At 70.7% G+C, this 24,075-nt stretch carries 24 protein-coding genes, 1 pseudogene and 1 riboswitch; of the genes and pseudogenes, 13 read left to right on the forward strand and 12 right to left on the reverse strand.

The genetic code is table 11. The features are described 5' to 3' along the window. The 5 genes and pseudogenes from ABZY45_RS25670 to ABZY45_RS25690 form a co-directional block, all read left to right on the forward strand. A pseudogene (locus ABZY45_RS25670) lies at window positions 1–143 on the forward strand (4-hydroxy-3-methylbut-2-en-1-yl diphosphate synthase); the annotation flags it as partial. A 25-nt stretch (window positions 144–168) separates the two neighbouring features. Beyond that, window positions 169–2,079 (forward strand): 1-deoxy-D-xylulose-5-phosphate synthase, encoded by a 1,911-nt coding sequence (gene dxs, locus ABZY45_RS25675; RefSeq protein ID WP_356743395.1) that lies wholly within the window; start codon window positions 169–171, stop codon window positions 2,077–2,079. After that, the gene (locus ABZY45_RS25680) at window positions 2,076–3,473 is read left to right on the forward strand and encodes an aspartate aminotransferase family protein (protein ID WP_356743396.1); all 1,398 of its coding nucleotides are present in this window, start codon (window positions 2,076–2,078) and stop codon (window positions 3,471–3,473) included. Before dxs ends, ABZY45_RS25680 begins: the two co-directional genes overlap by 4 nt. A 62-nt stretch (window positions 3,474–3,535) precedes the next feature. After that, the gene (locus ABZY45_RS25685; RefSeq protein ID WP_356743398.1) at window positions 3,536–4,150 is read left to right on the forward strand and encodes an XRE family transcriptional regulator; all 615 of its coding nucleotides are present in this window, start codon (window positions 3,536–3,538) and stop codon (window positions 4,148–4,150) included. An 85-nt stretch (window positions 4,151–4,235) separates the two neighbouring features. Beyond that, on the forward strand, window positions 4,236–4,409 hold the full coding sequence (locus tag ABZY45_RS25690; RefSeq protein WP_356743400.1) for a DUF6126 family protein: 174 nt from the start codon (window positions 4,236–4,238) through the stop codon (window positions 4,407–4,409). 32 nt (window positions 4,410–4,441) lie between these two features. Here ABZY45_RS25690 and ABZY45_RS25695 read toward each other — a convergent pair whose 3' ends face one another. Continuing rightward, on the reverse strand, window positions 4,442–5,266 hold the full coding sequence (locus tag ABZY45_RS25695; RefSeq protein WP_356743402.1) for a tyrosine-protein phosphatase: 825 nt from the start codon (window positions 5,264–5,266) through the stop codon (window positions 4,442–4,444). A gap of 402 nt (window positions 5,267–5,668) precedes the next feature. Next, a riboswitch (cyclic di-AMP (ydaO/yuaA leader) is annotated at window positions 5,669–5,857 on the forward strand. A 4-nt stretch (window positions 5,858–5,861) separates the two neighbouring features. Here ABZY45_RS25695 and ABZY45_RS25700 point away from each other — a divergent pair. Together ABZY45_RS25700 and ABZY45_RS25705 are read left to right on the forward strand one after the other, a co-directional pair. Further along, the gene (locus ABZY45_RS25700; protein WP_356743404.1) at window positions 5,862–6,776 is read left to right on the forward strand and encodes a LysM peptidoglycan-binding domain-containing M23 family metallopeptidase; all 915 of its coding nucleotides are present in this window, start codon (window positions 5,862–5,864) and stop codon (window positions 6,774–6,776) included. A 164-nt stretch (window positions 6,777–6,940) separates the two neighbouring features. Continuing rightward, the gene (locus ABZY45_RS25705) at window positions 6,941–7,768 is read left to right on the forward strand and encodes an SGNH/GDSL hydrolase family protein (RefSeq protein ID WP_356743406.1); all 828 of its coding nucleotides are present in this window, start codon (window positions 6,941–6,943) and stop codon (window positions 7,766–7,768) included. A 4-nt stretch (window positions 7,769–7,772) separates the two neighbouring features. Here ABZY45_RS25705 and ABZY45_RS25710 read toward each other — a convergent pair whose 3' ends face one another. From ABZY45_RS25710 to ABZY45_RS25735, 6 genes are read right to left on the reverse strand one after another with little or no spacing between them, the layout of a single operon-like run. Beyond that, on the reverse strand, window positions 7,773–8,732 hold the full coding sequence (locus ABZY45_RS25710; protein ID WP_356743408.1) for an STM4011 family radical SAM protein: 960 nt from the start codon (window positions 8,730–8,732) through the stop codon (window positions 7,773–7,775). A gap of 9 nt (window positions 8,733–8,741) precedes the next feature. Next, window positions 8,742–10,121 (reverse strand): STM4012 family radical SAM protein, encoded by a 1,380-nt coding sequence (locus ABZY45_RS25715; RefSeq protein WP_356743410.1) that lies wholly within the window; start codon window positions 10,119–10,121, stop codon window positions 8,742–8,744. Beyond that, window positions 10,118–10,930, reverse strand: coding sequence for an STM4013/SEN3800 family hydrolase (locus ABZY45_RS25720; RefSeq protein ID WP_356743412.1), 813 nt, complete (start codon window positions 10,928–10,930; stop codon window positions 10,118–10,120). The genes ABZY45_RS25715 and ABZY45_RS25720 overlap by 4 nt, the downstream gene beginning before the upstream one ends. Before the next feature lie 37 nt (window positions 10,931–10,967). Next, window positions 10,968–12,113 (reverse strand): STM4014 family protein, encoded by a 1,146-nt coding sequence (locus tag ABZY45_RS25725; RefSeq protein ID WP_356743414.1) that lies wholly within the window; start codon window positions 12,111–12,113, stop codon window positions 10,968–10,970. Continuing rightward, window positions 12,094–13,059, reverse strand: coding sequence for an STM4015 family protein (locus ABZY45_RS25730; protein ID WP_356743416.1), 966 nt, complete (start codon window positions 13,057–13,059; stop codon window positions 12,094–12,096). The genes ABZY45_RS25725 and ABZY45_RS25730 overlap by 20 nt, the downstream gene beginning before the upstream one ends. A gap of 7 nt (window positions 13,060–13,066) precedes the next feature. Further along, complete coding sequence (locus ABZY45_RS25735) at window positions 13,067–14,023, reverse strand: STM4015 family protein (RefSeq protein ID WP_356743418.1); 957 nt, start codon at window positions 14,021–14,023, stop codon at window positions 13,067–13,069. Between the two features lie 218 nt (window positions 14,024–14,241). Here ABZY45_RS25735 and ABZY45_RS25740 point away from each other — a divergent pair, with 218 nt between their 5' ends. Both ABZY45_RS25740 and ABZY45_RS25745 read left to right on the forward strand, forming a co-directional pair. After that, window positions 14,242–14,568 (forward strand): hypothetical protein, encoded by a 327-nt coding sequence (locus ABZY45_RS25740; protein WP_356743420.1) that lies wholly within the window; start codon window positions 14,242–14,244, stop codon window positions 14,566–14,568. A 91-nt stretch (window positions 14,569–14,659) separates the two neighbouring features. Further along, window positions 14,660–15,661: a DUF6745 domain-containing protein gene (locus ABZY45_RS25745; RefSeq protein ID WP_356743422.1), complete on the forward strand. Its 1,002-nt coding sequence runs from the start codon at window positions 14,660–14,662 to the stop codon at window positions 15,659–15,661. Window positions 15,662–15,720: 59 nt separating this feature from the next. On the opposite strand, the gene ABZY45_RS25750 is transcribed toward ABZY45_RS25745, so the two are convergent. Beyond that, window positions 15,721–16,332 carry a TetR/AcrR family transcriptional regulator gene (locus ABZY45_RS25750; protein WP_356743424.1) on the reverse strand — a complete coding sequence of 204 codons (612 nt, stop codon included), beginning with the start codon at window positions 16,330–16,332 and terminating at the stop codon, window positions 15,721–15,723. A 56-nt stretch (window positions 16,333–16,388) separates the two neighbouring features. Next, the gene (locus ABZY45_RS25755) at window positions 16,389–17,603 is read right to left on the reverse strand and encodes a Glu/Leu/Phe/Val dehydrogenase dimerization domain-containing protein (protein WP_356743426.1); all 1,215 of its coding nucleotides are present in this window, start codon (window positions 17,601–17,603) and stop codon (window positions 16,389–16,391) included. A 210-nt stretch (window positions 17,604–17,813) separates the two neighbouring features. On the opposite strand from ABZY45_RS25755, the gene ABZY45_RS25760 reads away from it, so the two are divergent. From ABZY45_RS25760 to ABZY45_RS25770, 3 genes are all read left to right on the forward strand, one after another. Further along, window positions 17,814–18,254 carry a PPOX class F420-dependent oxidoreductase gene (locus ABZY45_RS25760; RefSeq protein ID WP_356743428.1) on the forward strand — a complete coding sequence of 147 codons (441 nt, stop codon included), beginning with the start codon at window positions 17,814–17,816 and terminating at the stop codon, window positions 18,252–18,254. Window positions 18,255–18,377: 123 nt separating this feature from the next. Next, complete coding sequence (locus ABZY45_RS25765; protein ID WP_356743430.1) at window positions 18,378–19,574, forward strand: MBL fold metallo-hydrolase; 1,197 nt, start codon at window positions 18,378–18,380, stop codon at window positions 19,572–19,574. A 730-nt stretch (window positions 19,575–20,304) separates the two neighbouring features. Then, window positions 20,305–21,138, forward strand: coding sequence for an NAD(P)H-binding protein (locus ABZY45_RS25770; protein ID WP_356743432.1), 834 nt, complete (start codon window positions 20,305–20,307; stop codon window positions 21,136–21,138). Between the two features lie 135 nt (window positions 21,139–21,273). Here ABZY45_RS25770 and ABZY45_RS25775 read toward each other — a convergent pair whose 3' ends face one another. Both ABZY45_RS25775 and ABZY45_RS25780 read right to left on the reverse strand, forming a co-directional pair. Then, window positions 21,274–21,801 carry a DinB family protein gene (locus ABZY45_RS25775; protein ID WP_356743434.1) on the reverse strand — a complete coding sequence of 176 codons (528 nt, stop codon included), beginning with the start codon at window positions 21,799–21,801 and terminating at the stop codon, window positions 21,274–21,276. Window positions 21,802–21,902: 101 nt separating this feature from the next. After that, window positions 21,903–22,781 (reverse strand): alpha/beta hydrolase fold domain-containing protein, encoded by an 879-nt coding sequence (locus ABZY45_RS25780; protein WP_356743436.1) that lies wholly within the window; start codon window positions 22,779–22,781, stop codon window positions 21,903–21,905. Between the two features lie 240 nt (window positions 22,782–23,021). On the opposite strand from ABZY45_RS25780, the gene ABZY45_RS25785 reads away from it, so the two are divergent. Continuing rightward, a complete protein-coding gene (locus ABZY45_RS25785) occupies window positions 23,022–23,144 on the forward strand; it encodes a hypothetical protein (RefSeq protein ID WP_356743438.1) in 123 nt (40 codons plus the stop codon). 448 nt (window positions 23,145–23,592) lie between these two features. Here ABZY45_RS25785 and ABZY45_RS25790 read toward each other — a convergent pair whose 3' ends face one another. Next, entirely contained in the window at window positions 23,593–24,069 is a 477-nt protein-coding gene (locus ABZY45_RS25790; protein WP_356743440.1) for a (2Fe-2S)-binding protein, read from the reverse strand. Window positions 24,070–24,075: the final 6 nt, after the last annotated feature.

A 24,075-nucleotide genomic window follows, 5' to 3' on the forward strand; every position in this document is an offset into this window, starting at 1 on the left:
TCTTCGTGAAGGGCGAGGTCATCAAGACCGTCCCGGAATCGAAGATCGTGGAGACCCTCATCGAGGAAGCCATGAAGATCGCGGAACAGATGGAGGAGGCGGGAACCCCCAGCGGGGCTCCGGCGGTGACCGTGAGCCGATGACAGGACCAGAGAGAGGGGCCCGAGCGTGACGATACTGGAATCCATCAAGGGGCCGCAGGACCTCAAGGCGCTGACTCACCCGGAGCTCGGCGAACTCGCCGAGGAGATCCGGGTGTTCCTCGTCCGGGCGGTGGCGAGGACGGGCGGCCATCTCGGCCCCAACCTCGGAGTCGTCGAGCTCTCCATCGCCCTCCACCGGGCGTTCGACTCGCCCGTGGATCGCATCCTCTGGGACACGGGACACCAGAGCTATGTGCACAAGCTGCTGACGGGACGCCAGGACTTCTCCAAGCTGCGCGGCAAGGGCGGCCTTTCCGGATATCCCTCCCGCGAGGAGTCGGTGCACGACGTCATCGAGAACTCGCACGCCTCGACCGTGCTCGGCTGGGCCGACGGCCTCGCCAAGGCCAACGAGCTGCTGGGGCGCCCTGACCACGTCGTCGCGGTCACCGGCGACGGGGCGCTCACGGGCGGGATGGCCTGGGAGGCGCTGAACAACATCGCGGCGGCCGGGGACCGGCCCCTCATCATCGTGGTGAACGACAACGAGCGCTCCTACGCTCCGACCATCGGCGGCCTCGCGAACCACCTGGCCACCCTGCGCACCACCGACGGCTACGAGCGCTTCTTGGCCTGGGGCAAGGGAGTGCTCCAGCAGACCCCGGTGATCGGACAGCCTCTGTACGGCTCCCTGCACGGCGCGAAGAAGGGCTTCAAGGACACCTTCGCCCCGCAGGGCATGTTCGAGGACCTGGGCCTGAAGTACCTCGGCCCCGTCGACGGGCACGACGTCGAAGCCGTCGAGACCGCACTGCGCAGGGCGAAGCGCTACCACGGGCCGGTGCTGGTGCACTGCATCACCGAGAAGGGCCGAGGCTTTCCGCCCGCGCTGGCCGACGACGCCGACCGCTTCCACACCGTCGGCAGGATGGACCCTCTGACCTGTGAGCCGCTCGTGGTGCCCGCCGCGCCGTCCTGGACCTCCGTGTTCGGCGACGAGATCGCCGAGATCGGTGCCGAGCGCCGGGACGTCGTCGCGATCACCGCGGCGATGCTGCATCCGGTGGGGCTGACCCGGTTCGCCGAGGAGTTCCCCGACCGGATCTGGGACGTGGGGATCGCCGAGCAGCACGCGGCGGTCTCCGCGGCGGGCCTCGCCACCGGCGGTCTGCACCCGGTCGTCGCCGTCTACGCGACGTTCCTGAACCGCGCCTTCGACCAGCTGCTGATGGATGTCGCCCTGCACGGGTGCGGGGTGACGTTCGTCCTGGACCGGGCCGGCGTCACGGGCACCGACGGACCCTCGCACAACGGCATGTGGGACATGTCCCTGCTCCAGGTCGTGCCCGGCCTGCGGATCGCGGCCCCGCGCGACGCCGAACGGCTCCGTGAGCTACTGCGTGAGGCCGTCGACGTCGACGACGCGCCCACCGTGATCCGGTTCCCCAAGGAGCCGGTGGGGGAGCCGGTCGCCTCCCTCGGGAGGATCGGCGGGATGGACCTGCTGCACCGGGCCGCGGACCCAACGGTCCTGCTGGTGGCGGTGGGGGCGCTCGCCCCGGTCTGTCTGCAGGCGGCCGACCTCCTCGCCGCCTCCGGCGTCCGCTGCACGGTCGTCGATCCCCGCTGGGTCAAGCCGGTCGACGGACAACTGCCCGGACTGGCGGCGCGGCACGAACTCGTGGCGGTCGTCGAGGACAACAGCCGTACGGGCGGCGTAGGTTCGGCCGTGGGGCAGGCGCTGCGGGACGCGGGCGTCGACGTACCTCTGCGGACCTTCGGCATCCCCGAGCAGTTCCTCGCGCACGCCGGACGAGGCGAGGTGCTGGCGGACATCGGGCTCACGCCGGTGGAGATCGCCGGACGCATCGGCGCCGTGCTGGAGCGGCGCGCGACAGGGAAGGAGCAGAGCGTGCGGAGGGAGAGCGGCGCATGAAGGACGAACGGCCGGAAGGGTTCGATCTCACGCGGCTTCTGGCGGAGCGCGGCGGCGAACGCTACGAGCTGCACACCCGCCACCTCAACCACCAACTGCCCCGCATGCTGCGCACCATCGGTTTCGACAAGGTCTACGAGAGGGCCGAGGGCGCCTATTTCTGGGACGCGGACGGCAACGACTACCTCGACATGCTCGCCGGCTTCGGGGTGATGGGGCTCGGCAGACACCACCCCGTCGTACGCAAGGCCGTCCACGACGTCCTGGACGCCTCGCTCGCCGACCTCACGCGCTTCGACTGCCAGCCGCTGCCCGGTCTGCTCGCCGAGAAGCTTCTGGCGCACAGCCCGCATCTGGACCGGGTGTTCTTCGGCAACAGTGGTACGGAGGCGGTCGAGACCGCGCTGAAGTTCGCCAGGTACGCCACCGGCAGGCCCAGGATCCTCTACTGCTCCCACGCCTTCCACGGGCTGACGACCGGCTCGCTCTCGGTCAACGGGGAGCAGGGGTTCCGGGACGGGTTCGCCCCCCTGCTCCCCGACACCGCCATCGAGCTCGGTGACCTCGACGCCCTGCGCCGTGAGCTGAAGCGCGGGGACGTGGCGGGACTGGTCGTCGAGCCGATCCAGGGCAAGGGCGTCCATGCCGCGCCGCCCGGCTTCCTCCGGGAGGCGCAGGAGCTGCTCCACCGCCACAAGGCCGTGCTGATCGCCGACGAGGTCCAGACCGGGCTGGGCAGGACCGGCGACTTCTACGCGTACCAGCACGAGGAGGGGGTCGAGCCCGATCTGCTCTGCGTGGCCAAGGCGCTCTCCGGCGGCTACGTGCCGGTCGGAGCGACGCTCGGCAAGGACTGGATCTTCAAGCGCGTCTACTCCTCCATGGACCGCGTCCTCGTCCACTCCGCCAGTTTCGGATCGAACGCGCAGGCCATGGCGGCCGGGCTCGCCGTCCTCGCGGTGATGGAGCAGGAGGAGACCGTCGCGAACGCCCGGCGTACCGGCGATCTGCTGCGCGAGCGGCTCTCCGCGCTCGTCGGCCGCTACGAGCTGCTGCACGAGGTACGAGGCCGCGGGCTGATGATCGGGATCGAGTTCGGCCGGCCCTCCTCGCTCAAGCTCCGCAGTCGCTGGACGATGCTCCAGGCGGCGCGCAAGGGTCTCTTCGCGCAGATGGTGGTCGTGCCGCTGCTCCAGAAGCACCGCATCCTCACCCAGGTCTCCGGCGACCACCTGGAAGTGATCAAGCTGATCCCGCCGCTGGTCATCGGGGAGGCGGAGGTCGAACGCTTCGTGACCGCGTTCACGGCCGTCATGGACGACGCGCACAGCGGGGGCGGGCTGATGTGGGACTTCGGCAGGACTCTGGTGAAGCAGGCCGTCGCCAACCGCTGAGGGTGATTTGCCTCTGAGGCAATAAACTTGCCTCAGAGGAAAGATCCTGGCCCAATGGAGGCATGAATCCCTCTGACGAAGGGGCGGCCGAAGAGCTTCCAGGGGTTGCGCCACGCCTGCGTGACCTGCGCCGCAACCGCGGTCTGACCCTGGAGGCCGCGGCCGGGCGGGCAGGACTCTCGCCCGCCCACCTCTCCCGGCTCGAAACGGGCCGGAGGCAGCCCTCGCTGCCCATGCTGCTCGGACTCGCCAGGGTCTACGGTACGACCGTCTCCGAGCTGCTGGGCGAGATGCCGCCCGAACGTGACGCGATCGTCCGCGGCGGTCCCCTCGAAGGCGCGCCGGGCGGCGACGGTGGCTGGCTCTACCGGCAGGCCGGCGGCTCGGGCCGGGCGATGCAGGCGCTGCGCGTGCGTGTGCCGTACGGCACCGAGGGCGACCTCGTGCGCGTACACCCCGGAGAGGAGTGGCTGTACGTCCTCGACGGCAGGCTGCGCGTCGTGCTCGGGGACACCGTTCATGACCTCGAGCCGGGTGACAGCGCGCACTTCGACTCGCTCACCCCGCACAGGATCGCCGCGCTCGACGCCGGCGGGGCGCGGCTGCTCTTCGTCCACACGCTGCTGCAGAGTCCCACCGCGGAGCTGTGCCTCGGCGGCGGGGCCCACCGCCTCTGATCCGGCACCGTCGCCGATCCGGCACGCGCCCCAGCCTGCCGACCCTTTGTCATCCCGGCCCGAAGGGCCGGAAGAGAGGACCGTCATGTCCGATTCGGAGCACTACGACCCGCTCACCCCGAGCAGGCAGAAGAGCGCGGACACCCAAGAACGGAGGATGCCCCGCGGCGTCGTCATCCGGCTCTTCGCCTACCTGGTGGCCGGCCACGTCGTCGCGGCCTTCCTCTTCCTTCTCTTCAGCGTGGCGGGCAAAGGCTGACCGGTGTGGCGTGCGGAGGCTGACCGCCGGGCTCAGGCGTCCTCGACGAGCCGCTCACGCAGCTTCTCGCGGGTCGCCGCGTCGATCTTCAGTCCTTCGCGGAGATAGCGGTCCGTCCCGCCCCAGACCTCCTCGATGGTCTCGAACGCCGCCGCGAGATAGTCCGGGTGGGCGCCGAAGAGCGGATTGAGCAGTTCCATCACCTCGTCCGACATCCCCGCCGAGGAGGTGTCGCTCCGGCGCACCTTGTAGCGCCGGTGCGCGTCGTTGGACTTGAGGTAGTCGGCCTCGATGGCCTCCTTCTCGACCCCGACGGCCAGCAGCGAGACCGCGACGGACAGCCCGGCCCGGTCCTTGCCCGCGGCGCAGTGCATCAGCGCGGGCACACTGTCCTCGGCCAGCGCGTGCAGGACACGGCTGTGTTCGGCGGTGCGGTCCTTGATGATCGCGCGGTACGAGGCGACCATCCGTGCCGTGCCCTTGCCGTCGGCCAGGATCGAACGCAGCTGCTGGATGTTGCCGTCGCGCACCAGTCGCCAGAACTCCGCGCCGTCGGCCGGATCGGAGAGGGGAATGCTGACATTCCGGACTCCCGGCAGCTCCACGTCATGGCCGTCGAGCTTGTGGTCGGCCGCGTTGCGGAAGTCGAAGACCGTGTGCAGGCCGAGCCCGGAGAGGAAGGCGGCGTCCTCAGGGGTGGCGTGGGCGAGGTGGCCGCTGCGGTAGAGGCGCCCGTAGCGGACCCTGCCGCCGTCGACGGTGGGGAGGCCGCCCACGTCGCGGAAGTTGCGGACACCGGTCAGCTCGACGTCCGTCGTCCCGGCGTCGGCCGGCGGGACCTCTGGCAGCTGCGTCACAAGGGCTCCTGTGGTGTCTGGCGTCGGCGCCGCTCGCCGACGGGGGCACGCTCGCGACGATACGACATAACTGCACCGGCCAATCGTCTCGGACGCCGCTCGGCGAAATGGGGTGACCGGTCGTATGGGTTGGTCAGTAAAAGCAATGACATGTCCGTATTGGTGTATTTAGCCGAACATGCTCTGCTTGTGCGGGAGATGGTGTGAGGCGGGTGAGCGGGATCATATCCGTGACGGTGTGTGGCGGAGCCGCCGGTGGGTATTCCTGACGCCGCGCGGAATGCCAAGATCCGTAATCCACGGAGGGTGACGGGAATTCCGCGCAGAAATTGAAGCGCCGATTCCGGTGCGCAATCCGTGGCTTGTTCCCGGCGACCCGGCTCGCTTACGGTCACGGTCAATCCGGATGGAACGCCTAATCCTGCCGCCGTCCGGAATCCGCACCGACACACGTGTGGCAGGAGCGGGGGAACCAGGTAAGCCGCCGGCCGGAGGGATCCGGAACCGGCTCGGGGTCAAGTCGCGCACCGCGCGGCCGGGCATCTCCAGTCCGCACCCGACAGCTCACCTCGCAGGCGCCGGAGAGGAATGCCCCATGCCCGCAAAGGGTAAGCACCGCCGTACCAGGACCAGCCCGATCTCGCGCGGCATCCTCGCCGCGGGGACCGGCGGCGCCGTTCTCGCCCTTCCGCTGATCGGCGCCACCGGCGCCAACGCGGCGGAGCAGTCCGCACCGGCCGCCAAGCCGGCCGCGCAGAGCGCGCCCGCCGCGGCCAAGAGCGCCCCGAAGACCTACTCCGTCGTCGCCGGCGACTACCTGGCGAAGATCGCGGCGGAGAAGAAGGTCAAGGGCGGCTGGCAGAAGCTGTACAAGGACAACCGTGAGGTCGTCGGCGGGAACCCGAGCCTGATCCAGCCGGGCATGAAGCTGGTTCTCGGAGCCAAGGCGTCCGGTTCCGCGGAGGCCGCACCTTCCAAGGCCGCGCCCTCCAAGGAGAAGGCGGCCGAGAAGCCGGCCGCCCCTGCCGAGAAGGCTGCCGCCCCGGCGGAGAAGACGGCGACCACGACCTCCACCGAGTCCGCCGCGTCGGAGGGCAACACTTCCGGCTACGCCGCCCCGGTCGAGAACCCCAACGTCACCACCCAGTACCGCGCCTCGGGCGCCAGCTGGTCCAGCGGCTACCACACCGGTTCCGACTTCCAGGCCGCATCCGGCACCAGCGTCCGGTCCATCGGCCCTGGCACCGTGGTCTCGGCGGGCTGGAGCGGCTCGTACGGCAACGAGGTCGTCATCCAGCACAGCGACGGCATGTACTCCCAGTACGCCCACCTGTCCTCGCTGGAGGTCTCGGCCGGCCAGACCGTCACCGGTGGCCAGCAGATCGGTCTCTCCGGTTCCACCGGCAACTCCACCGGTCCGCACCTCCACTTCGAGGTCCGCACCGGCCCGAGCTACGGCTCGGACGTCGACCCGATCGCCTACCTGCGTTCGCACGGCGTCTCCATCTGAGACCCGGCGGCCTGAAGGCGAGGCAGAGGGGCGGTGCGCCACGGCGCACCGCCCCTCTCCTTATTCCGGCTTTACCAAAAACTGACCGGGTGGTCTTTCTCACCACCCGTCAACCCCTTATTACGGTCGCGTAGGTCACATTCGAAGGTGCAAGATAAGCGCTTGTGGCAGACGATTCGAGAAACAACCAACGAGGCATCATCGGGTCGTACGCAGCGATTGGCGACAGCTTCACCGAAGGCGTCGGAGACCCTGGCCCGGACGGCGCGCTGGTCGGCTGGGCGGACCGGCTCGCGGTCCTCCTCGCGGACCGGCTCCCGGTCCCGCACGCGGTGGTCGCCCCTGTGGACGACACGCACGGGAACTTCCGGTACGCCAATCTCGCCGTACGCGGACGCCTCCTCGACCAGATAGTCGAGGAACAGGTCCCCCGCGCCAAGGAGCTGGCACCTGATCTGGTGACCTTCTGCGCGGGCGGCAACGACATCCTCCGTCCCGGCTCCGACCCGGACGACGTGGCGGAACGCTTCGAACGCGCGGTCGCCGAGCTGACGCAGACGGTCGGCACCGTCATGGTCACCACCGGCTTCGACACCCGAGGCATCCCCGTGCTCAAGCACCTGCGCGGCAAGATCGCCATGTACACCGCGCATGTCCGGTCCATCGCCGACCGCTACGACTGCCCGGTGCTGGACCTGTGGTCCCTGCGGTCCGTGCAGGACCGGCGCGCCTGGGACAACGACCGTCTGCACCTCTCGCCCGAGGGACACACCCGGGTCGCGCTGCGCGCCGCCCAGGTCCTCGGCCTCGACGTGCCGGCCGACCCGGACCAGGCGTGGCCCCCGCAGGCGTACCGCGGGCCGCTGGAGGTGCGCCGTGACGACATCCAGTGGGCGCGGGAGTACCTCGTCCCCTGGATCGGCCGACGGCTGCGCGGCGAGTCCTCCGGTGACCACGTTGCGGCCAAGCGTCCCGACCTGCTCCCGCTCTGACCGATCAGCGCGTGACGATCGGGAGGGGACGCCGGGCCGGGCCCGGTGTCACGGGTCCGCCCGGGGCCGCATCCCGCCCCGGGCGGTCGGGCGTCCCCGACGGGCCGCCCGGCACAGGGACCGGACGAGCCGGTACGCGCTCCAGCACGCCGCCTGCGAAGACGTCGTACAACGGCAGCGTCTCCAGGTGCACGTAGCCGATGTGGCAGTCGCACACGTCGAGCGGACAGCCACGCGGACCGAGCGCCTCGCGGTAGCTGCCGTCGTAGAGATTGCCCAGCTCCGCCCTGACGAAATGACAGCGGCGCACCGTCCCGTCGCCGTCCACCGAGACGACCGACTCGCCCGTCCGGCAGGGCAGCCCGGCGGAGCGGTGCGGGAACCGGCTGTAGGGGAACAGCGGGTCCAGGGCGGTCCAGAGATACGCCTCCTCGTCCGTATAGGTGTGCCCCTCGGCGGCGTTGACCCAGAGATAGACCTCGGACGGCAACTCCGCGCGCAGCCTCCTCGCCTCCTCCAGATGCTCCGCCACCCCGACGACACCGACACTGTGACGGACCCCCAGCGCCGTCAGCTCCCGGCACCTGCCGAGGAAGCGCTCGTACGGTGTCTGGCCCGGGTGGTAGGTGCACCACAGGGCGACCTTGTCCCGCTCCGCCTCGGCCAGCCAGCCCGTACGCCCGCTGAGGTTGGTCTGCACGGCGACCCGCTCGATGTGCGGCAGATGCGACAACTCCACGAGCGCGCGCCGGTACCAGGAACGCACCAGGCCTTCGCCCCACGGGGTGAACAGCACCGACAGCCGGTCACCGGTCTGGTCGGCGGCCCACGTCGTGAACCGCTCCAGGGCGGCGCGGTCGGCCCGCAGTTGCTCGCCGCTGTCCCGCCGCTTGGCGAACGGGCAGTACGGGCAGTCGTAGTCGCACGAGGCCAGCGGGCCCCGGTACAGAAGCGTCAGGTCCACGCCCGTCCCTCACTTCGCCTCGTACGCGGCCATCGCGGCCCGTACCCCGGGTGAGAACAGCTCGGGTCCCAGCGCGTCCGAGTGGGCCAGGCCCTCGGGGGAGAGACGCAGCAGCGCGGGGCGGGCCGCGGCGTCCAGCCAGCCGCGGGCGTCGAAGAGTTCCAGCTCGGCCCGGAAGTCGTCGTACGGATCGGAGACGAAGCGCTCGCGGTACTCGGCGGTCCGCATCCCCTCGGCCTGGAGGAGCGACTGCAGGAGGTGGCGCCTGCGCGCCTCACCCTCGTCGACATACCGGCCGACCTCCGCGCGCGAGAAGTCCTCGGCCGTGGTGAAGCCGTCGATGATCCCCCGGATCTCCCGCATCTCCACGGCGTAGTCGAAGGAGTAGTGCAGCGAGGAGGTGTACGAGCGCGCCCCGCAACCGAGCCCGATCATGCCGTCGGTCTGGCAGGCGTAGTCCTCGGGACCGGCGTGCGGTGCGTCCGCGCGGCGGAACATCCGCATGGACACCTGCTCGTAGCCCTCGGCCAGCAGACGGTCACGACCCGCCCGGTACAGCCGCAGCCGCTGTTCGTCCCACGCCGCGTCCGGTTCGTCCTGCGCGTCGGCCCCGGGCCCCAGCCGGCCCAGACCGGTGAGCGGCCGTACGTAGAGCGGATAGAGGTACAGCTCCTCCGGGCGCCAGGCCAGAGCGGCGTCCAGCGAAGTGCGCCAGCTCGCCTCGGTCTGGCCCTCGATGCCGTAGATCAGATCGATGTTGAGGACCGGGATGCGGGCGTCCCGGATCCGGCCGAGCGCCGCTTCCACGTCGGACCGGTGCTGCGGGCGGACCGCCGCGCGGGCCTCGGCGTCGACGAAGCTCTGCACGCCGATGCTGACGCGAGTGGTGCCCCGGTCGGCGAGCACGGCCAGCCGGTCCGCCGTCGCGGTCGACGGCGAGGTCTCCACGGAGAGGGGCACCGAGGGCAGATCCACGCCCATGCGCTTCTCCGCGATGTCGCAGAGCCGCTCCAGCTCGCCCGCGGTGAGGAAGGTGGGGGTGCCGCCCCCGAAGGCGGCAGCGGCGAAGCGGACCGGTTCCGCGTCGCCCAGCGCCTCCCGCACGACGGCCGCCTGCCGGTCGAGGGCGTCGAGGTAGCGGGTCGTCAGCTCGTCGGGGGCGCCGATGCGGGTGAACAGATTGCAGAAGCCGCAGCGGACCTCGCAGAAGGGTATGTGGGCGTATAGGGAGAGCGCGTCCTTGCGCTCAGCGGCCCACAGTTCGCTCAACAGCGGCCGTCCGGCGGGATCGTCGCCCAGCGGCCGGTAGGCGGTCTTGTGCGGGTAGGCGTAGACGTAGCTGCGGTACGGGCCGGAGCTGTTCGTCGTACCGTGTGCGGTGCCGGTCATCGAGTGGCCCCCGGTTCGAGGAAGAAGTGGGCGTAGGGAACGGTCCAGACGGCCTCGTGGCCCAGGCGGTGACCGGTGTAGCCGTCCTCCCCGTAGGCGGTGCCGTGATCGGAACAGACGATGGCGAAGCACCGGCGGCGGCTGCTCGCCGCAGCGAAGAGGCGTCCGATGTGCCGGTCCACGTATTCCAGGGCGGCGGCGTGGGTGGCGCGGGAATCGCCCGCGCCGGCGTCGGCGCCGGGCAGGTGGAACCAGTTCGGCTGGTGCAGCGCCGACACATTGACGAACAGGAACAGCTTCTGGTCCGCGGGGACACCGGCGACCACCCGCTCGGCGCACGACACCTGGGCCTCGAAGGACGTCGGAGACGCGACCCCGAACCCGGGCTCCCAGTGGCTCTCCTGGAACATGCCGGGCAGCACCGAGCCGAGCGGCGGGCGGCCGTTGAAGAAGCCCACGCCGCCGACGCACACCGTGCGATAACCCACCGCGGCGAGTCCCGAGAGGATGTCCGGGGTGTCGTGGACGAAGGTGCGCTCCGCCGTGGACTCGCTGCCGGCGAAGCGCGCGGCGAACAGCCTCGGGTGGGGGCCGGGCGCCGCGGGCGTCGGCAGGAAACCCGCGAACATCGCCTGGTGGGAGGCGTAGGTGAAGCTGCCGGGGGCATGCCTCTTCTCCCAGACGCCGCCCGGCAGATGCCGGACCAGATTCGGCAGGCGCCCGGCAGCCGCCAGCTCCTCGGCCACGTCGAACCGCAGGGTGTCCAGGGTGACGAACAGAAGATCGTGGCTCCCCACTACCGCGTTCATGTCGGGGTCCGGCGTCCTCGCCTCGCGGTCCGGCCGTTCAGGGCGTTTCGGTGACACGGTCTTTCCTTGCTCGGTCCAGTACGGCGGCGATCTGCGCGCCATAGGTGTCCAGGCCCTCCGCGCCGCTGCCCGGCAGGCCCGTCAGGCGCGGCAGGAGGTCCCCGAAGGCATTGACCTCGCCCACCGCGAAGCGCCGCCAGCCGGTGGAGGGCAGCAGGTCGACGCCCACACACAGCGTGTCCGGGAAGCAGGCCGCGGCCTCCTCGCACACCGCCAGGGCCGCGCTCCAGCTGCCGCCGGCCGTCTCCACGGCGGCCCGGACGTGGTCCAGATCCCCGCGAGCCCCGCCCAGATGCAGATTGGTCATCGGGGACCGGCTCGTCCGCACGACCGCGTGAGTCGCCCGCCCGGCGACCACCACGACCCGCAGGTCGGCGACACGACCGTGCTGGGAGGCCTTGGGCAGCCAGCGCTCGACGTGCAGTCCGTCCGGAGCCAGGGCGTCGACGAGCCCCGCGACCTCCCGCTCCGTCGTACACCGGCGCACCCGGAGCGAGTTGAACAGGCGGCCCTCCTCGTCGCGCTCCACGGAGGTGGCCGCCCGCACCCTGCCCGGCCCGGCCGTTTCCAGGGCGATCACCCCGGATGCCGAGGAGCCGTGCGCGGGCTTCACGAACACGCGCGGCATGCGGTGCTCCGCCATCAGCTCCCGCACGTCCGGCCAGCCGCGCACAGGGGCCCCATCGGGACCGGAGGTGGGGGAGTCGGGCACCGGTACCCCGGCGGCGTCCAGCACTCCGTGGCAGAGCCGCTTGTCGAACAGCACCGCGATGTCCCCGGGATCGTCCAGCAGCACCGCTCCGGCCCTCGCGGCGGACTCCGCGACCTCCCGTACGGCCGAGGTGAAGCGGGCGTACCAACGGGCCGAACCCTCCACCCGCGTCGGGTCGTCGCCCCCGCGCAGCAAGCGGTCCACTTCCGGGTCCTCCCCGGGCGAGTCGATGCGCACCGTCTCCCCTGAGTGGAATTCCGCTTCACCCCGCAGCACGGCCGGCCAGGACACCGTGCGTGCCGGCGGGAGGCCGGCAGCGCGCACGGCGTCCTGGAAGAGGCCGACCCTGCGGTTGCCGGGGATGCCGACCACCGCGAGGCGCGGCGGCGCGCTACTCGCTGACGGCGACATAGCGCGTCTCGTCGTCGCCGGTGTCCCGGTCTTCCGCTTCGGTCAGATCGACCCGGACGCCTGCGCGGTCGCACAGCTCCCTGATGCGGGAGACGAGGGGGGCGGAGAGGTAGTGGTGGTGCAGATCCAGTACGGAGAGATGGGTGAGCGGCTGCCCTTCGACAAGAGCTCGCCCGCCCGCGTCCCCGAGGGTCCCCATGGAGAGCGAGAGCGAATCCAGCCGGGCGACCACCGGGGCGGAAGCCACGGCCGCGGCGATCTCGTCCTGTATCTCGCTGTTGCGCAGGCCGAGGTGGCGCAGACGCGGCAGCGCTGCGCCGGACAGCACCGGGGCCAGATCGGCGACCGTGGCGTCACCGCCGTACCAGCTGACACCGAACCAGAGGTCCAGCCGCTCGAGGGCCGGCAGCTCGGACGCGCCCACCGCGCGGACGAAATGAGCGGGCAGCCCACCGGACTCGACCCCGAGCGAGGTCAGTGCCTGATGGCGGACCGGGCGCATCCGGAGGTGTTCCTCGGGCTCCGTGTAACCGCAGCCGCGCACCACCAGTTCCTCCAGCAGCGGCAGGGCTTCCAGCACCGGAGTGATGTCGCACATCTCCAGCCACGAGATCTGGCACTCCTCGCTGTCCACATCGGCGAGGAACAACGCGCGCAGCGCCGGGAAGCGGTGCGCGTCGGCGGCGATCGCCTCGACCACCGGCGCGAAGGGGACGTAGTCCTCGTCCCACCACGGGCCGATCAACAGCGCGCGGACCCGGCCGGGGTCGACCGTCGCGAGGAAACGCGGCCAGGCCTCCTCGAACGCCAGCTCGTCCGTCATGCAGTCCAGCCGCCAGGCCACGGCTTCGGCCGCAGGCAGCGGCGCGGTCACCGCGGAACCGGACAGGGACAGGGTGTGGACCGGCAGGCCGTGAAAGGTGTCGGGGTGAGCGGTGTCGATCATCGCTCCGTCACTCCGCGACGGCGGTGTAGCGGCCTTCGGCTCCGCGGTCGTCCCACGGCTCGCAGCGCTCGGACAGGTCGACCGACACGCCGTGCGGCTCCAGTGCCTCGGCCACCCGTCGCTCCATCGGGACGCTCAGGAAGTGATGGTGCAGATCGAGCGCTCCGAGATGGATGAGCGGCTGGCCTTCGAGCAGCGCGGCGGCTCCCTCGTCGCCCAGTGTGCCGTTCGACAGGTCGAGCGTGCGGAGCTGTGCGACGACCGGAGCCGCGGCTATCGCGACCGCGATCTCGTTCTGCAACTCGCTGTTCCGCAGGCCGAGATGGCTGAGCCGGGGGAATCGGGTCCCGGCCAGCAGGGGCGCCAGGTCCGGGACGGTCGCGTCACCACCGTACGCGGATACGCCGAGCCAGAGGTCCAGCCGCTCCAGCGCCGGAAGCTCGCTGTCCAGCACACCGCGCAGCGCGTCCGCCGGGAGCCCGCCGCTCTCGATCGTGAGCGCCCGGAGCGACGCGTGCTCGACGGGCGGGAACTTCAGGCCGCTGCCGCCCCGTACACCGAGGTGGGTGAGCCCGGGATAGGCGGTGAGCAAGGTCGTGACGTCGGACTGCTCGATCCACGAGATCTCGGCTTCCTCAGCCACCAGATCCCCGACGAACACCGCTCGCAGCGAGGTCAGCCGTTCTGCCGCGGCGATGACGAGGCCGAGAGGGTAGGAGGAGTTCTCCTCGTACGTCTCGCCCCACTGCCCGATGATCAGCGCCTCCACCCCTGACGGATCGACAGCGTCGAGGAAAGCGCCGAACTTCGCCCCCCAGTCCGCGTCCTCCTCACCGGAGTACGGATCGACGCTGATGCGCCAGGCCGCGGCATCGGCCGCGGGACGGGCCTCCCCGTCGGTCTCGCGCTGGAAATCGACGGCCGGAAGGCCGAGCAACTCGTGCAGACGGTCCGCGTCGGACATGGCACTGAGCTCCTGATACTGGGGGCGACTGATGTCCGCAAGGTTTATCAAGTGCCACTGACAACGCCGCTACCGGGCCCGGTGCGAACGGTTACCGGGCCCGGTGCGAACGGCTGCCGGGCCAGGTACGAACCGTGGGCGCAGCCGATTGTCAGACCCCCCTCGTAGCGTTTCATCCATGGCCGGCACAGAGGTGCCGGGACCGAGGGGAGACGTCTGTGTACCGGCAGGGTGACGTATTGATCGTGGCGACGGAGGAGTCGGCCGTGCCCGCTCACTTCCTCGACGCACCGGGTGAACCGCGCGACGGACGGGGGAGGCTCGTCCTAGCGCTGGGCGAGGTCACCGGGCACGCGCACGCCGTGCAGGGGCCGGGGCGCCTCATGCGGGAGGCGGGACCGTTCGGTCCCATGCTGCTCCATCTCCCCGAGGGCGGACGCGTGGTGCACGAGGAGCACGCGGCGATAGCCCTGCCGAAGGGCTGGTTCCGCGTCGTGCGCCAGCGGGAGTACGCACCGGGCGCGGTCAGGATCGTCGCGGACTGACGCCCTCGCGACGGACCGGGGGAGGGCGCCTCGGCGATGTGCGGTCAGGAGACGGGGAACAGGGACAAGGAACAGGGGACGGGGAAGACCGATGCAGTACGTGAACACGTGGCGGGCAGTGGCGGCGGCGACCGGCAGGGCCGACCGGGGCGCCGCCGAGGACGGGGTGCGGCTCGCCTACCGCAGCGCGGGGCTCGACGAGCCGGAGCACATCATCTGGGCCGACTCGCCGAAGGCGGCCGTCCGAGCGGTGGAGGAGCTTGCCGGCGCCGGGCGGTCGGTCCGCGAAGAAGTCCGTACCCGCCCCTGGGCGGAGGAGCGGCGCCGGATGTACGACGAACTGGGCCCTGCCGGCTGGTCGTCGCTCTGGTCGGCGACGGGCGCCCAGCTGTGGGAGACCACGGCCGCTCTCGCCGACCGCATACGGACGGGAGTCGTCGCCGAGCTCGCCATCCGTCCCGAGGACGAGCCGGATGTGCGGCTGGTGCTGCTCGACGCGGTCCTGGGCCAGCACGACGCGGCCTGGCTCGCTGCTTTCGACGGACGGGGCGACCGGCTGAGGGGTCTGGCGGAGGTCGCGAGGAACGCCGGCTGGTGGTGGCCGTACGAACACGCCGTGGTCATCAGCGAACGCCCCGTCGTCCTCCACCGCGACGAGGCGGGACGGCTCGACCGCGGCGACGGCCCGGCCCTGGCCTACTCCGACGGCTTCGCCCTGTACGCCTGGCGCGGAATGCCCGTCCCGGTGGAATTCCTGGACGGGCTGGCGAGTCTGACACCCGACCGGATCCGCGGCGAGGAGAACGCGGAGCTGCGCCGCGTCATGCTGGAGTACTACGGCTACGACCGCTACCTCGCCGAATCGGGCGCCGAGCCGGTGCACCGTGACGAGACGGGAATCCTCTGGCGCATAGGAATGGAAGGTGACGAGGACGTGGTGATGGTCGAGGTCGTCAACTCCACCCCGGAGCCGGACGGCACCCACCGCACCTACTGGCTGCGGGTGCCGCCCAGGACCAGGACGGCGAAGGAGGGAGTCGCGTGGACCTTCGGGCTCGACGGAGAGGTCTACGCACCGGTGCTCCAGACCTGACCCCGCGGTCCCGGCAGTGGCGCGGTCAAGCGGTCGAAACCTCGTGGCAGTGGGGGCGCTCAGGCGGTCAGAACCTCGTGGTCGATGCCGAGTTCGCGCGCGAGTGCCTCTTCGGCCCACTGCAGCATGGTGGTCCGGGAGAGCGGGCCCGCGTACGACGTCATCTGGACGGCCAGACCGTCCAGGAGCGCGGTGAGCCGCCAGGCAACCGACATCGGGTCGTCGCAGTGGAACTCGCCGCCTGCCGCGCCCTCCTCGATGACTTCGGCCAGCTCGGCCTTCCACTGCTGATCGAGATCACCGGCCACCTCGCGCAGCGTCGGATCATGGAGGGAGGACGCCCAGCCCTCGATCCACAGCCGCCAGCCCTTCGCCTGCCCGGTCGGGGCGTACCAGCGGACGGCAGCGCGCAGCCGCCGTACGGCGCTCGTGCGGCGGGTCAGCAGCCTGCGCAGGTGGGCGAGGTCGGCCTCGGCCGCGTAGGCGAACGCGGCTGCCACCAACTTCTCCTTGGAGGAGAAGTGATAGAGCACCAGTGCGTTGCTCACCCCGAGAACGGAGGCGACATCGGCGATCCGGACGGCGGCAACGCCTCGCACCTCTATCTGTTCGACGGCAGCGCGCAGGAGTTCCTCACGACGCTCCGCCACGCTCAGCCGTACTCTCGCCACGCGTTCACCCTAGCCAACATCGCCACCGGATCACGGGCCGCCCGGTCGCAAGGGGGTCAGCCGTACCAGCCGAACCGCTCCGCCATCACCGGCAGCCGCTCCCCGACGAGTGCGTGTGCCGCCGCCCGTGGTGTGCGGCCGTCCGCCTCCGCACGTTCGAGGACGCGGCTCACGAGGGCGCGCATCGAGCGACGGGTGTGTGCGAACGCCTCCTCGGCGTCGGCGCCGATGTCCCCGAACAGCGTCCACCACCACCAGGCGTTCGTGCCGGAGTTGACGACCACGTCGGGCAGCACCGTGATCCCCCGCTCGGCGAGCAGCGCCTCCGCCTCCGGCAGTACGGGCATGTTCGCCGCTTCGACCACCCACCGGGCCCTGACCGAAGCCTGGTTCGACGCGTCGACGGCGTAGGACACGGCGGCGGGAACGAGTATCTCGGCGTCGGCGGCCAGCCAGGCGTCGGCCGGGAGCTCCCTGTCCCTCTCCCGCAGCACCGCGCGGTCCACCGTCCCGTACGCGTCCCGCGCGGCCAGCAGCGCTTCGACGTCCAGCCCCGCCGGATTGGCGATCGTGCCCTTGACGTCGGCGACCGCGACGACCGTCAGCCCCGACCGGGAGAGGAAGCGCGCCGTAGCCCCTCCCATGGTGCCGAGGCCCTGGAGCGAGACCCGGGCGTCACGGTAGGCCGTGCCGGCCCGGTCCAGCGCTGCGAGCGCGGCTTCCGCCACTCCGCACCCGCCGACCAGCTCGTCCAGGCCGATCCCGTCCACCGTGAGGGCGAACGCGTCCGCCAGCCGCCTGCGTGCCACCGCCTCGTCCTCCAGCAGTGGGTAGACCGCCTGGATCGTGGAGACCAGTCCCGCCTCCGCCGCAGCACGGTCGACCAGGTCCTGGCCGAGTCCGAGATCCTCGCCCGTCGTCCAGACGCTCTCCACGTACGGACGTACCGCCCGCAGAAAGCGCACAAGGATCCCGTACGCCTCCGGGGCACGGGGGTCGCAGTCGATTCCGCCCTTCGCCCCGCCGAGGGGGATGTACCGCGCCCGGGCGTCATCGGCGTCGAAGTGCAACGCCTCTTTCATGCTCATGCCACGGGCCAGACCGGTCACCTCGGCAAGTGTGCAGCCCTCTCTCATGCGCAGCCCGCCGCTCGACACCCCCCGGACGAGCCGGTCGACGACCAGATACCCCTTGGTGCCGGTGACGTGATCCGTCCAGGTCAGCGAGATCAGAGGGGCTGGGGAGGCGCTGGCCATCGGGCTGCGGGTCATCGGGCGGCTCCTGAATCTCCGGGATCTCGCGGACGGGCGTACTGGGCGCGGGGGCGTACTGGGCGCGCAGGCCCGCTGAGCGGGCGGCCGTACTGAACAGCGGGTCAGTATCCGGATGTGGTGCCCCGCCTGTCAACGTGGCCTCGGCCGGATCCGCCGTCCTCCTGCCCAGGGCGGAATCCTCCGGCGGGCACGGACGTTGGAGTTGGCATGACGGACTTCGAACCCGAGCGCGCGGCCCTGCTCCGACTCCTCGGCGAGTGTGACGGAGGGGTACTGGTCACACTCAAGCGCGACGGCAGGCCGCAACTGTCGAACGTGAATCACGCCTATTACCCCGATGAAGGGGTGATCCGGGTGTCCATCACCGAGGGCCGGGCCAAGACGCGCAACCTTCGTCGCGACCCTCGCGCGAGCTACCACGTGACCAGCGACGACCGCTGGGCCTGGACCGTCGCCGACACCGCGGCCGAGCTGACCCCGCCCGCCGCCGACCCGCACGACGGGACCGTCGAGCGGTTGATCACGCTCTATCGCGACGTCCGGGGCGAGCACCCTGACTGGGACGACTACCGGCGGGCGATGGTGCAGGACCGCAGGGTCGTGCTGACCCTGCGAATCGAGCATGTGTACGGGCAGCCGCGTGCCTGACGTCACGATGCTCGACCGGATGCTCCGGCGCAGCGCGCGAGCGTCCTCCGTTCACCGCCGAGCCCTCGCCCGGCCGTGCCTCCCGGCCATAATGAGACGACACCGACTCCCTCAGGAGATGCCGTGACCGGCGCCGACAACCAACCTTCGCTCCGCACGCGACTCCGCTCGCTGCGTCCCGACGCCTTCGGGGCGGATCCCGCCGGCGCGCGGATGGAGCGGATCCGCCGATCGCCCAACTTCGCCGACGGAGTGTTCCAGAACCCGTCAGGTGCCCGGACCAGGCCGTCGGGGTCCATGATCGAATTCGCCAAGGGGTACTTCCGCAAGGAGGAACGCACTCGCAGAGCCCCGCTCGGCACGGTTCCGGTGCACGCGACGACCCTTGCGGACCTCTCCGCGCCGCCCGTGACAGGGCTGCGGCTGACCTGGATGGGTCACTCCAGCGTGCTCGCCGAGATCGACGGCAGCCGCGTGCTCTTCGACCCTGTCTGGGGCGAGCGCTGCTCCCCCTTCGCCTTCGCGGGGCCTAGAAGGCTTCACCCCGTCCCCCTCTCGATCGCCGCGCTCGGCCCCGTCGACGTCGTCGTGATCTCGCACGACCACTACGACCATCTGGATCTGCCCACGATCAAAAGTCTGGCGGGGACCGACACGGTCTTCGCCGTTCCGCTCGGTGTGGGTGCCCACCTGGAGCGCTGGGGTGTTCCCCTGGCCCGCATCCGCGAGCTCGACTGGAACGAGACCGCGCACGTCGCGGGCATCAGTCTGACCGCGACACCAGCACGGCATTTCTGCGGCCGAGGGCTGCGCAATCAGCAGCACACCCTTTGGGCGTCGTGGGTCGTCGCCGGCCCGGAGCACCGCGTCTACCACAGCGGGGACACCGGCTATTTCTCAGGCTTCCAGGACATCGGGGCCGAGCACGGCCCGTTCGACGCGACGATGATCCAGGTCGGCGCCTATTCGGAGTTCTGGCCCGACATCCACATGACGCCCGCCGAGGGCATGCGGGCGCATCTGGACCTTCAGGGCGGGCGGCCACACGGCGCGCTGATGCCGATCCACTGGGGCACCTTCAATCTCGCTCCGCATCCGTGGTCCGAGCCGGGGGAGTGGATGAACGACGCCGGTGAGGAGGCGGGGCAGGCGGTGGCCTTCCCCCGCCCGGGGGAGCCGTTCGAACCGGCGGGCGAGCTGCCCTCGGATCCGTGGTGGCGTGCGGTGTCCGCACCGATCGCCCACCCCTGGCGTCGTCCTGAGGTGACGGACGCGGCACCGGTGCACCGTGAGGAAGTGGACCTCGCGGGCGAGCGGTGAAGGTGGGCAGGAGGGCCCTGGAGCTCGCCCGGGTGCTGGGTGTGGGACCGCCGACACCCTCGATCTCGTGCGCTGGATGCGTTCCTGCAACAAGCGTCACCCGTCACCCAGGCAAGCACACCGCCGTCGGCGCCCCTCCTCCGGTCAGCCCTTGCCCGCTCCACGCCCGTACTTCGTCGACAGCCTGCTGCGTTCGGCAGCCGAGGACAGGGCGGGACACCTCCTGGAGCTGGGCACTTCGCGGCCCGAGTCCATCCCCCTGCCTCCTGGACGCCCCGACGCGTACCTGGCTGATCGGCCCCTCCTGCGACCCTCAGGATGATTAGGCCCACCACATGTCGGGCGGGTCGTTCGCGAGCTGGTTCGACGTCGTCGTCCACATGCAAGAGGTGCCGCCGTCCCGGCCCTTCCCCTGAGAGGTCCGGCCGGCGGAACGCATTGCATACACCGGTGAGTTGTCGCCGCCGCCGCCCGAGTGGTCGCCCCTGACAGCGCGCCCCGCGCCCGGGGCAGGAGGTACACGTCGAGAACCCGGCCTCCGTGCGGTTACGTGTCACGCGGGATCAGGGCACGGTGGACTCCGGCTTCACGGGCGTCGTTCCGGCACCGTCCGATCGGGGACGGGGCCGGATCCACATCTGGAGGGGGCATAGGTCCTCTTGACCTGAAGTGCGATCGAGCTCTTAGCGTGTCCTCAAGTTGATCACCTGACGAACGGGAGAACGCGCTCATGATCCTCGTGACCGGAGCCACCGGAAACATAGGCAGCGCGCTGCTGGAGGAATTACGTGCATGTGACGCGGGGCCGCTGAGAGCCTTCACCCGCGACGCCGCACGGGCGGTGTTCCCCGAAGGGGTCGAGGCTGTCGAGGGTGACTTCACGGAGCCGGAGTCGCTGGGGTCCGCTCTGGACGGAGTGCGCTGCCTGTTCCTCGTGTCGCGTCTGGGGCCGGATGCCGCCGTCGTCGAGGCCGCGCGGCTGGCGGGTGTGGAGCGCGTGGTGCTGGTGTCCTCCATCACTGTGCAGACGCATCCACATCTGGGCCCCGCCGAGGAGAACGTGGCGGTCGAGCAGCTGCTCAAGGACAGCGGCATGGCATGGACCATCCTGCGGCCCACGCAGTTCGCGTCGAATGCTCTGATGTGGGCGGAGTCGATCCGCGGCCGTGAAGCGGTCCGCGCGCCCTATGCGGACACCGGGCTACCCACGATCCACCCCGCGGACATCGCGGCAGTGGCCCGGGTGGCGCTGACCGAGCCCGGCCACCAGGGGCGGACGTACGCCCTGACCGGTCCGGAGCAGGTGACAGCCCGGCAGCAGGTGCAGGCCATCGCGGCAGCACTCGGGCGGGATGTGCCCTTCATGGAGATCGCCCGGCAGGAAGCCTACGAGCAGATGGCCGCGGCCTTCGGGGATGAGGCGGCGGACGCGGTCCTCGACGTCACAGGCGGAGACGTCAATGACGAGCTGCTCATGGTTCGTGACACGGTTTCACGGATCACCGGCGTTCCGGCCAGAGAATTCCGGCAGTGGGCTGCCGAGCATGCCGACGTCTTCCGCTGAGACACCCGGGCCCGGCGTGCATGGGTCGTCCGGCGTGTGCGGCCTGAGGCCACGGTGAGGTGGCCTGCTGACGACCTCCGGAGCAACTGGGCTCGAGGCCGTGGCGGCTGTGCTGGACGACGAGGCTCCTGAGCCTTACCGCTTCGATGCCGCCCGAATCAGCCGCAGCTGCCCGATCTCGGCGACGTTCTTCGTCAGCTCGGCGTTCAGCCAGGCGAGCATGTGTCCGATGGTGTTGTCCGGCGGAGTCTGCCACGGCAGTGTGGTGGCGGCATCCAGATCGGCATCGGTGAGTTCGTCGAGGATCGCCAGCCACTGGGTACGCAGATCCTTGAGCCAGGCGACCGCCGCCGGTCCGTTGCCTGGCCAGGTGATGTCCGTACGCTCCCGGGGAGTACGTCCCTGGGCGTGATCGATGGCAGTGCTCCACCACCAGCCGATGTGCCAGCTCACCCAGCCGATGGTGGGAACGGGGACGGGGTCAGGCTCGGTATCGGACCAGTCCGGCAGCCAGTTACCGGCGGCGTCCGGACGCACGGTCCACGACACATCAGCCGGCTCCCACAAGAAGTCATCGGGCGCGAGCCGCTCCAGGTGGTAGTCGAACAGTGACCAGCTCATGTCGAACTGCCAGCGCAGCAGCTCGCAGCGAGGATTGCTCATCGTTCGATGCTCGCACGCAGTCCTGAAGGGAAGCCATCACGTTGTCCGGTGCGGGGTCCCACGGGTCCGCCTCCGCGGGCGAACCCGGCGCGGGGCCACCGTCATGCGGCGGGCAGCCGTGCCGGTCGCTCGGCGCGATCTGGGAGCGGACCGGACTCTTCTCTTCGCTGCGGCCGCCGCGGCTCCGGCGTGGCGTCGGTCAGTGCCGTGGCGAAGAACTCCAAGGACGCGGAGGCCTGTGCGGACAGGGGCATGTGGTTGAAGTGGCCGTGAGGCATTCCGGTCGCCAGGTGTGTCCTCACCGGAACTCCCACGGAGTCGAGCTGCCGCTGCAGCAACTCCCCCGAGGGGCGCAGGTCGTCGAACTGCGAGAGCACGATGGCGGTGGTCGGCAGGCCGTCGAGCCGTGCGGCGCCAGGGAGCGCGAGTGCGGGGATGTCCGTGATCCGGCCGACGTAATTGGCGACCATCGAGTCGACCGCATCCGGAGGGAACCGCAGGATCTCCGGCATCGCGGCCATCGCGCGGGCGGTCTCCTGGTCGAGTGCGGGGTTGGGGTAGTGCGCGAAGGGATAAGCCAGCAGCAGACGGTCGGCGGGCGCGGAGCCGTCCCGTCCGCGGACGGCCGCGGCCAGTGCCAGGGCCGCTCCCGCGCTGGCACCTCCCAACGCACGGGTGGCCAGCTCCGAGCGCGTGGCGATCGAGCCGAGCCACTCCCACGCAGCGTAGACGTCGTCGAGCGGGACCGGGAAGACGAGGCCGTCTCCCGCGAGCCGGTAGTCGACGGACACCACGAGGGCCGAGGCACGCGCTGCGAGTTCGCCGCTCACACCGTGTGCTTCCGGCATGTCGATCGAGCCGTGGCGGAACCCTCCGCCGTGCATCCACAGCAGCGCGGACGTGGGCCTGCCCGTAGGCCTGTAGATGCGGAGTGGAATCGTGCCGTGCGGACCGTCGATGGAGTGATCCTCGGTCGTCACCGAAGGAGGTATCGGCGCTTGCTTCACTCTGCCTCCGCGGGCATCGGACGAGTTGAGAGTCGGGGCGCCGGCGGTCCGTGGCCGAACGGGCCGACGGGACGCACGTGCTCCGTCGCACGATTCAACACGGTCCGGACGGCGGAAAGCCACCACGGGTCCCCAGCGAGGTCTCCCACCGGGACGCCGGCGCGTGGGCCCGGACACCTGTCGTCGTGCCGTCGGGCAACGTGACCTGAAGCAATGGGGGCGAGGCGAGTCCTCGGTGTCGAGCCCGTCCTGGGGGAGTGCGGAGTGATGGTGGGCGTCGAGGTCGCTGATGCCGGGCAGGTCACCGGGGAGGGCCATGCGCCGGTGTTCTGCTGAGGTGAGACGGCTGGTGAGGGCGTGGCCGCCCGGTTCGTCGTCGAACTCGGCGACCGGGTCCCGGTGTTCGGACCCGGTGGAGGGACGTCAACCCTGGCTGCCGGCCTTGTCCGGGCCCCAGCCTCATGTGCGGCTGCCCGGTGTCGCGATCCGCCACAGGGGCGGTTACTGGTTCGGCGCCAAGCGTCTGTGAGGCGACGTCTTGACCAGGGCCGGCACCTGGTCCTGTGGATGCGTGCCACGGAGGCAGAAGACGCGTCCACTGCCCCCGGGGACGAGAAGGGGAAGGGCGTTCTGCCGACGTCGGCCGCGAGGCCGAGGGCGGCCGTCGCGCTTCCGGCGCTTCAGTTCGCAGTCCGGGGGCCTCGGCGCAGGACCCCGGCACGCTCCCCGCTCCTCCACGCTGTCCCGCCCGGGCGCACGCGCCCCGGCCGCCGTCCGCGCCTCGTCACATGCGTGCGGCACCGGCCTTGATGGCCTCCCGGATCCGGACGTACGTACCGCAGCGGCAGATGTTGCGGATGCCGTCGAGGTCGGCGTCGGTGATCTCGCGGCCCTCCTCCGCTGCTCGGCGTACGACGGCGACCGCCGCCATGATCTGGCCCGGCTGGCAGTAGCCGCACTGGGCCACGTCCAGGTCGAGCCACGCCTCCTGCATGGGGTGCAGCTCGGCGCCCACCGTGGCCGGGAGCCCTTCGATCGTCGTGACCTCGTCGGTCGGGTCCAGGTCGCCCACCGGGATCGCGCAGGGGTTGACCGCCTTGCCGTTCAGATGGCTTGTGCAGGCCTTGCAGACGTTGATGCCGCAGCCGTACTTGGGACCGGTGACGCCCAGGACGTCGCGCAGCACCCACAAAAGCCGGACGTCGTCCGCGATGTCGACCGTGACCTGCTCGCCGTTGAGGCGGAATGTGTGCTCGGGCACGTAGAG

It is taken from the genome of Streptomyces sp. NPDC006516 (genome assembly GCF_040611875.1).
Taxonomy (GTDB): domain Bacteria; phylum Actinomycetota; class Actinomycetes; order Streptomycetales; family Streptomycetaceae; genus Streptomyces.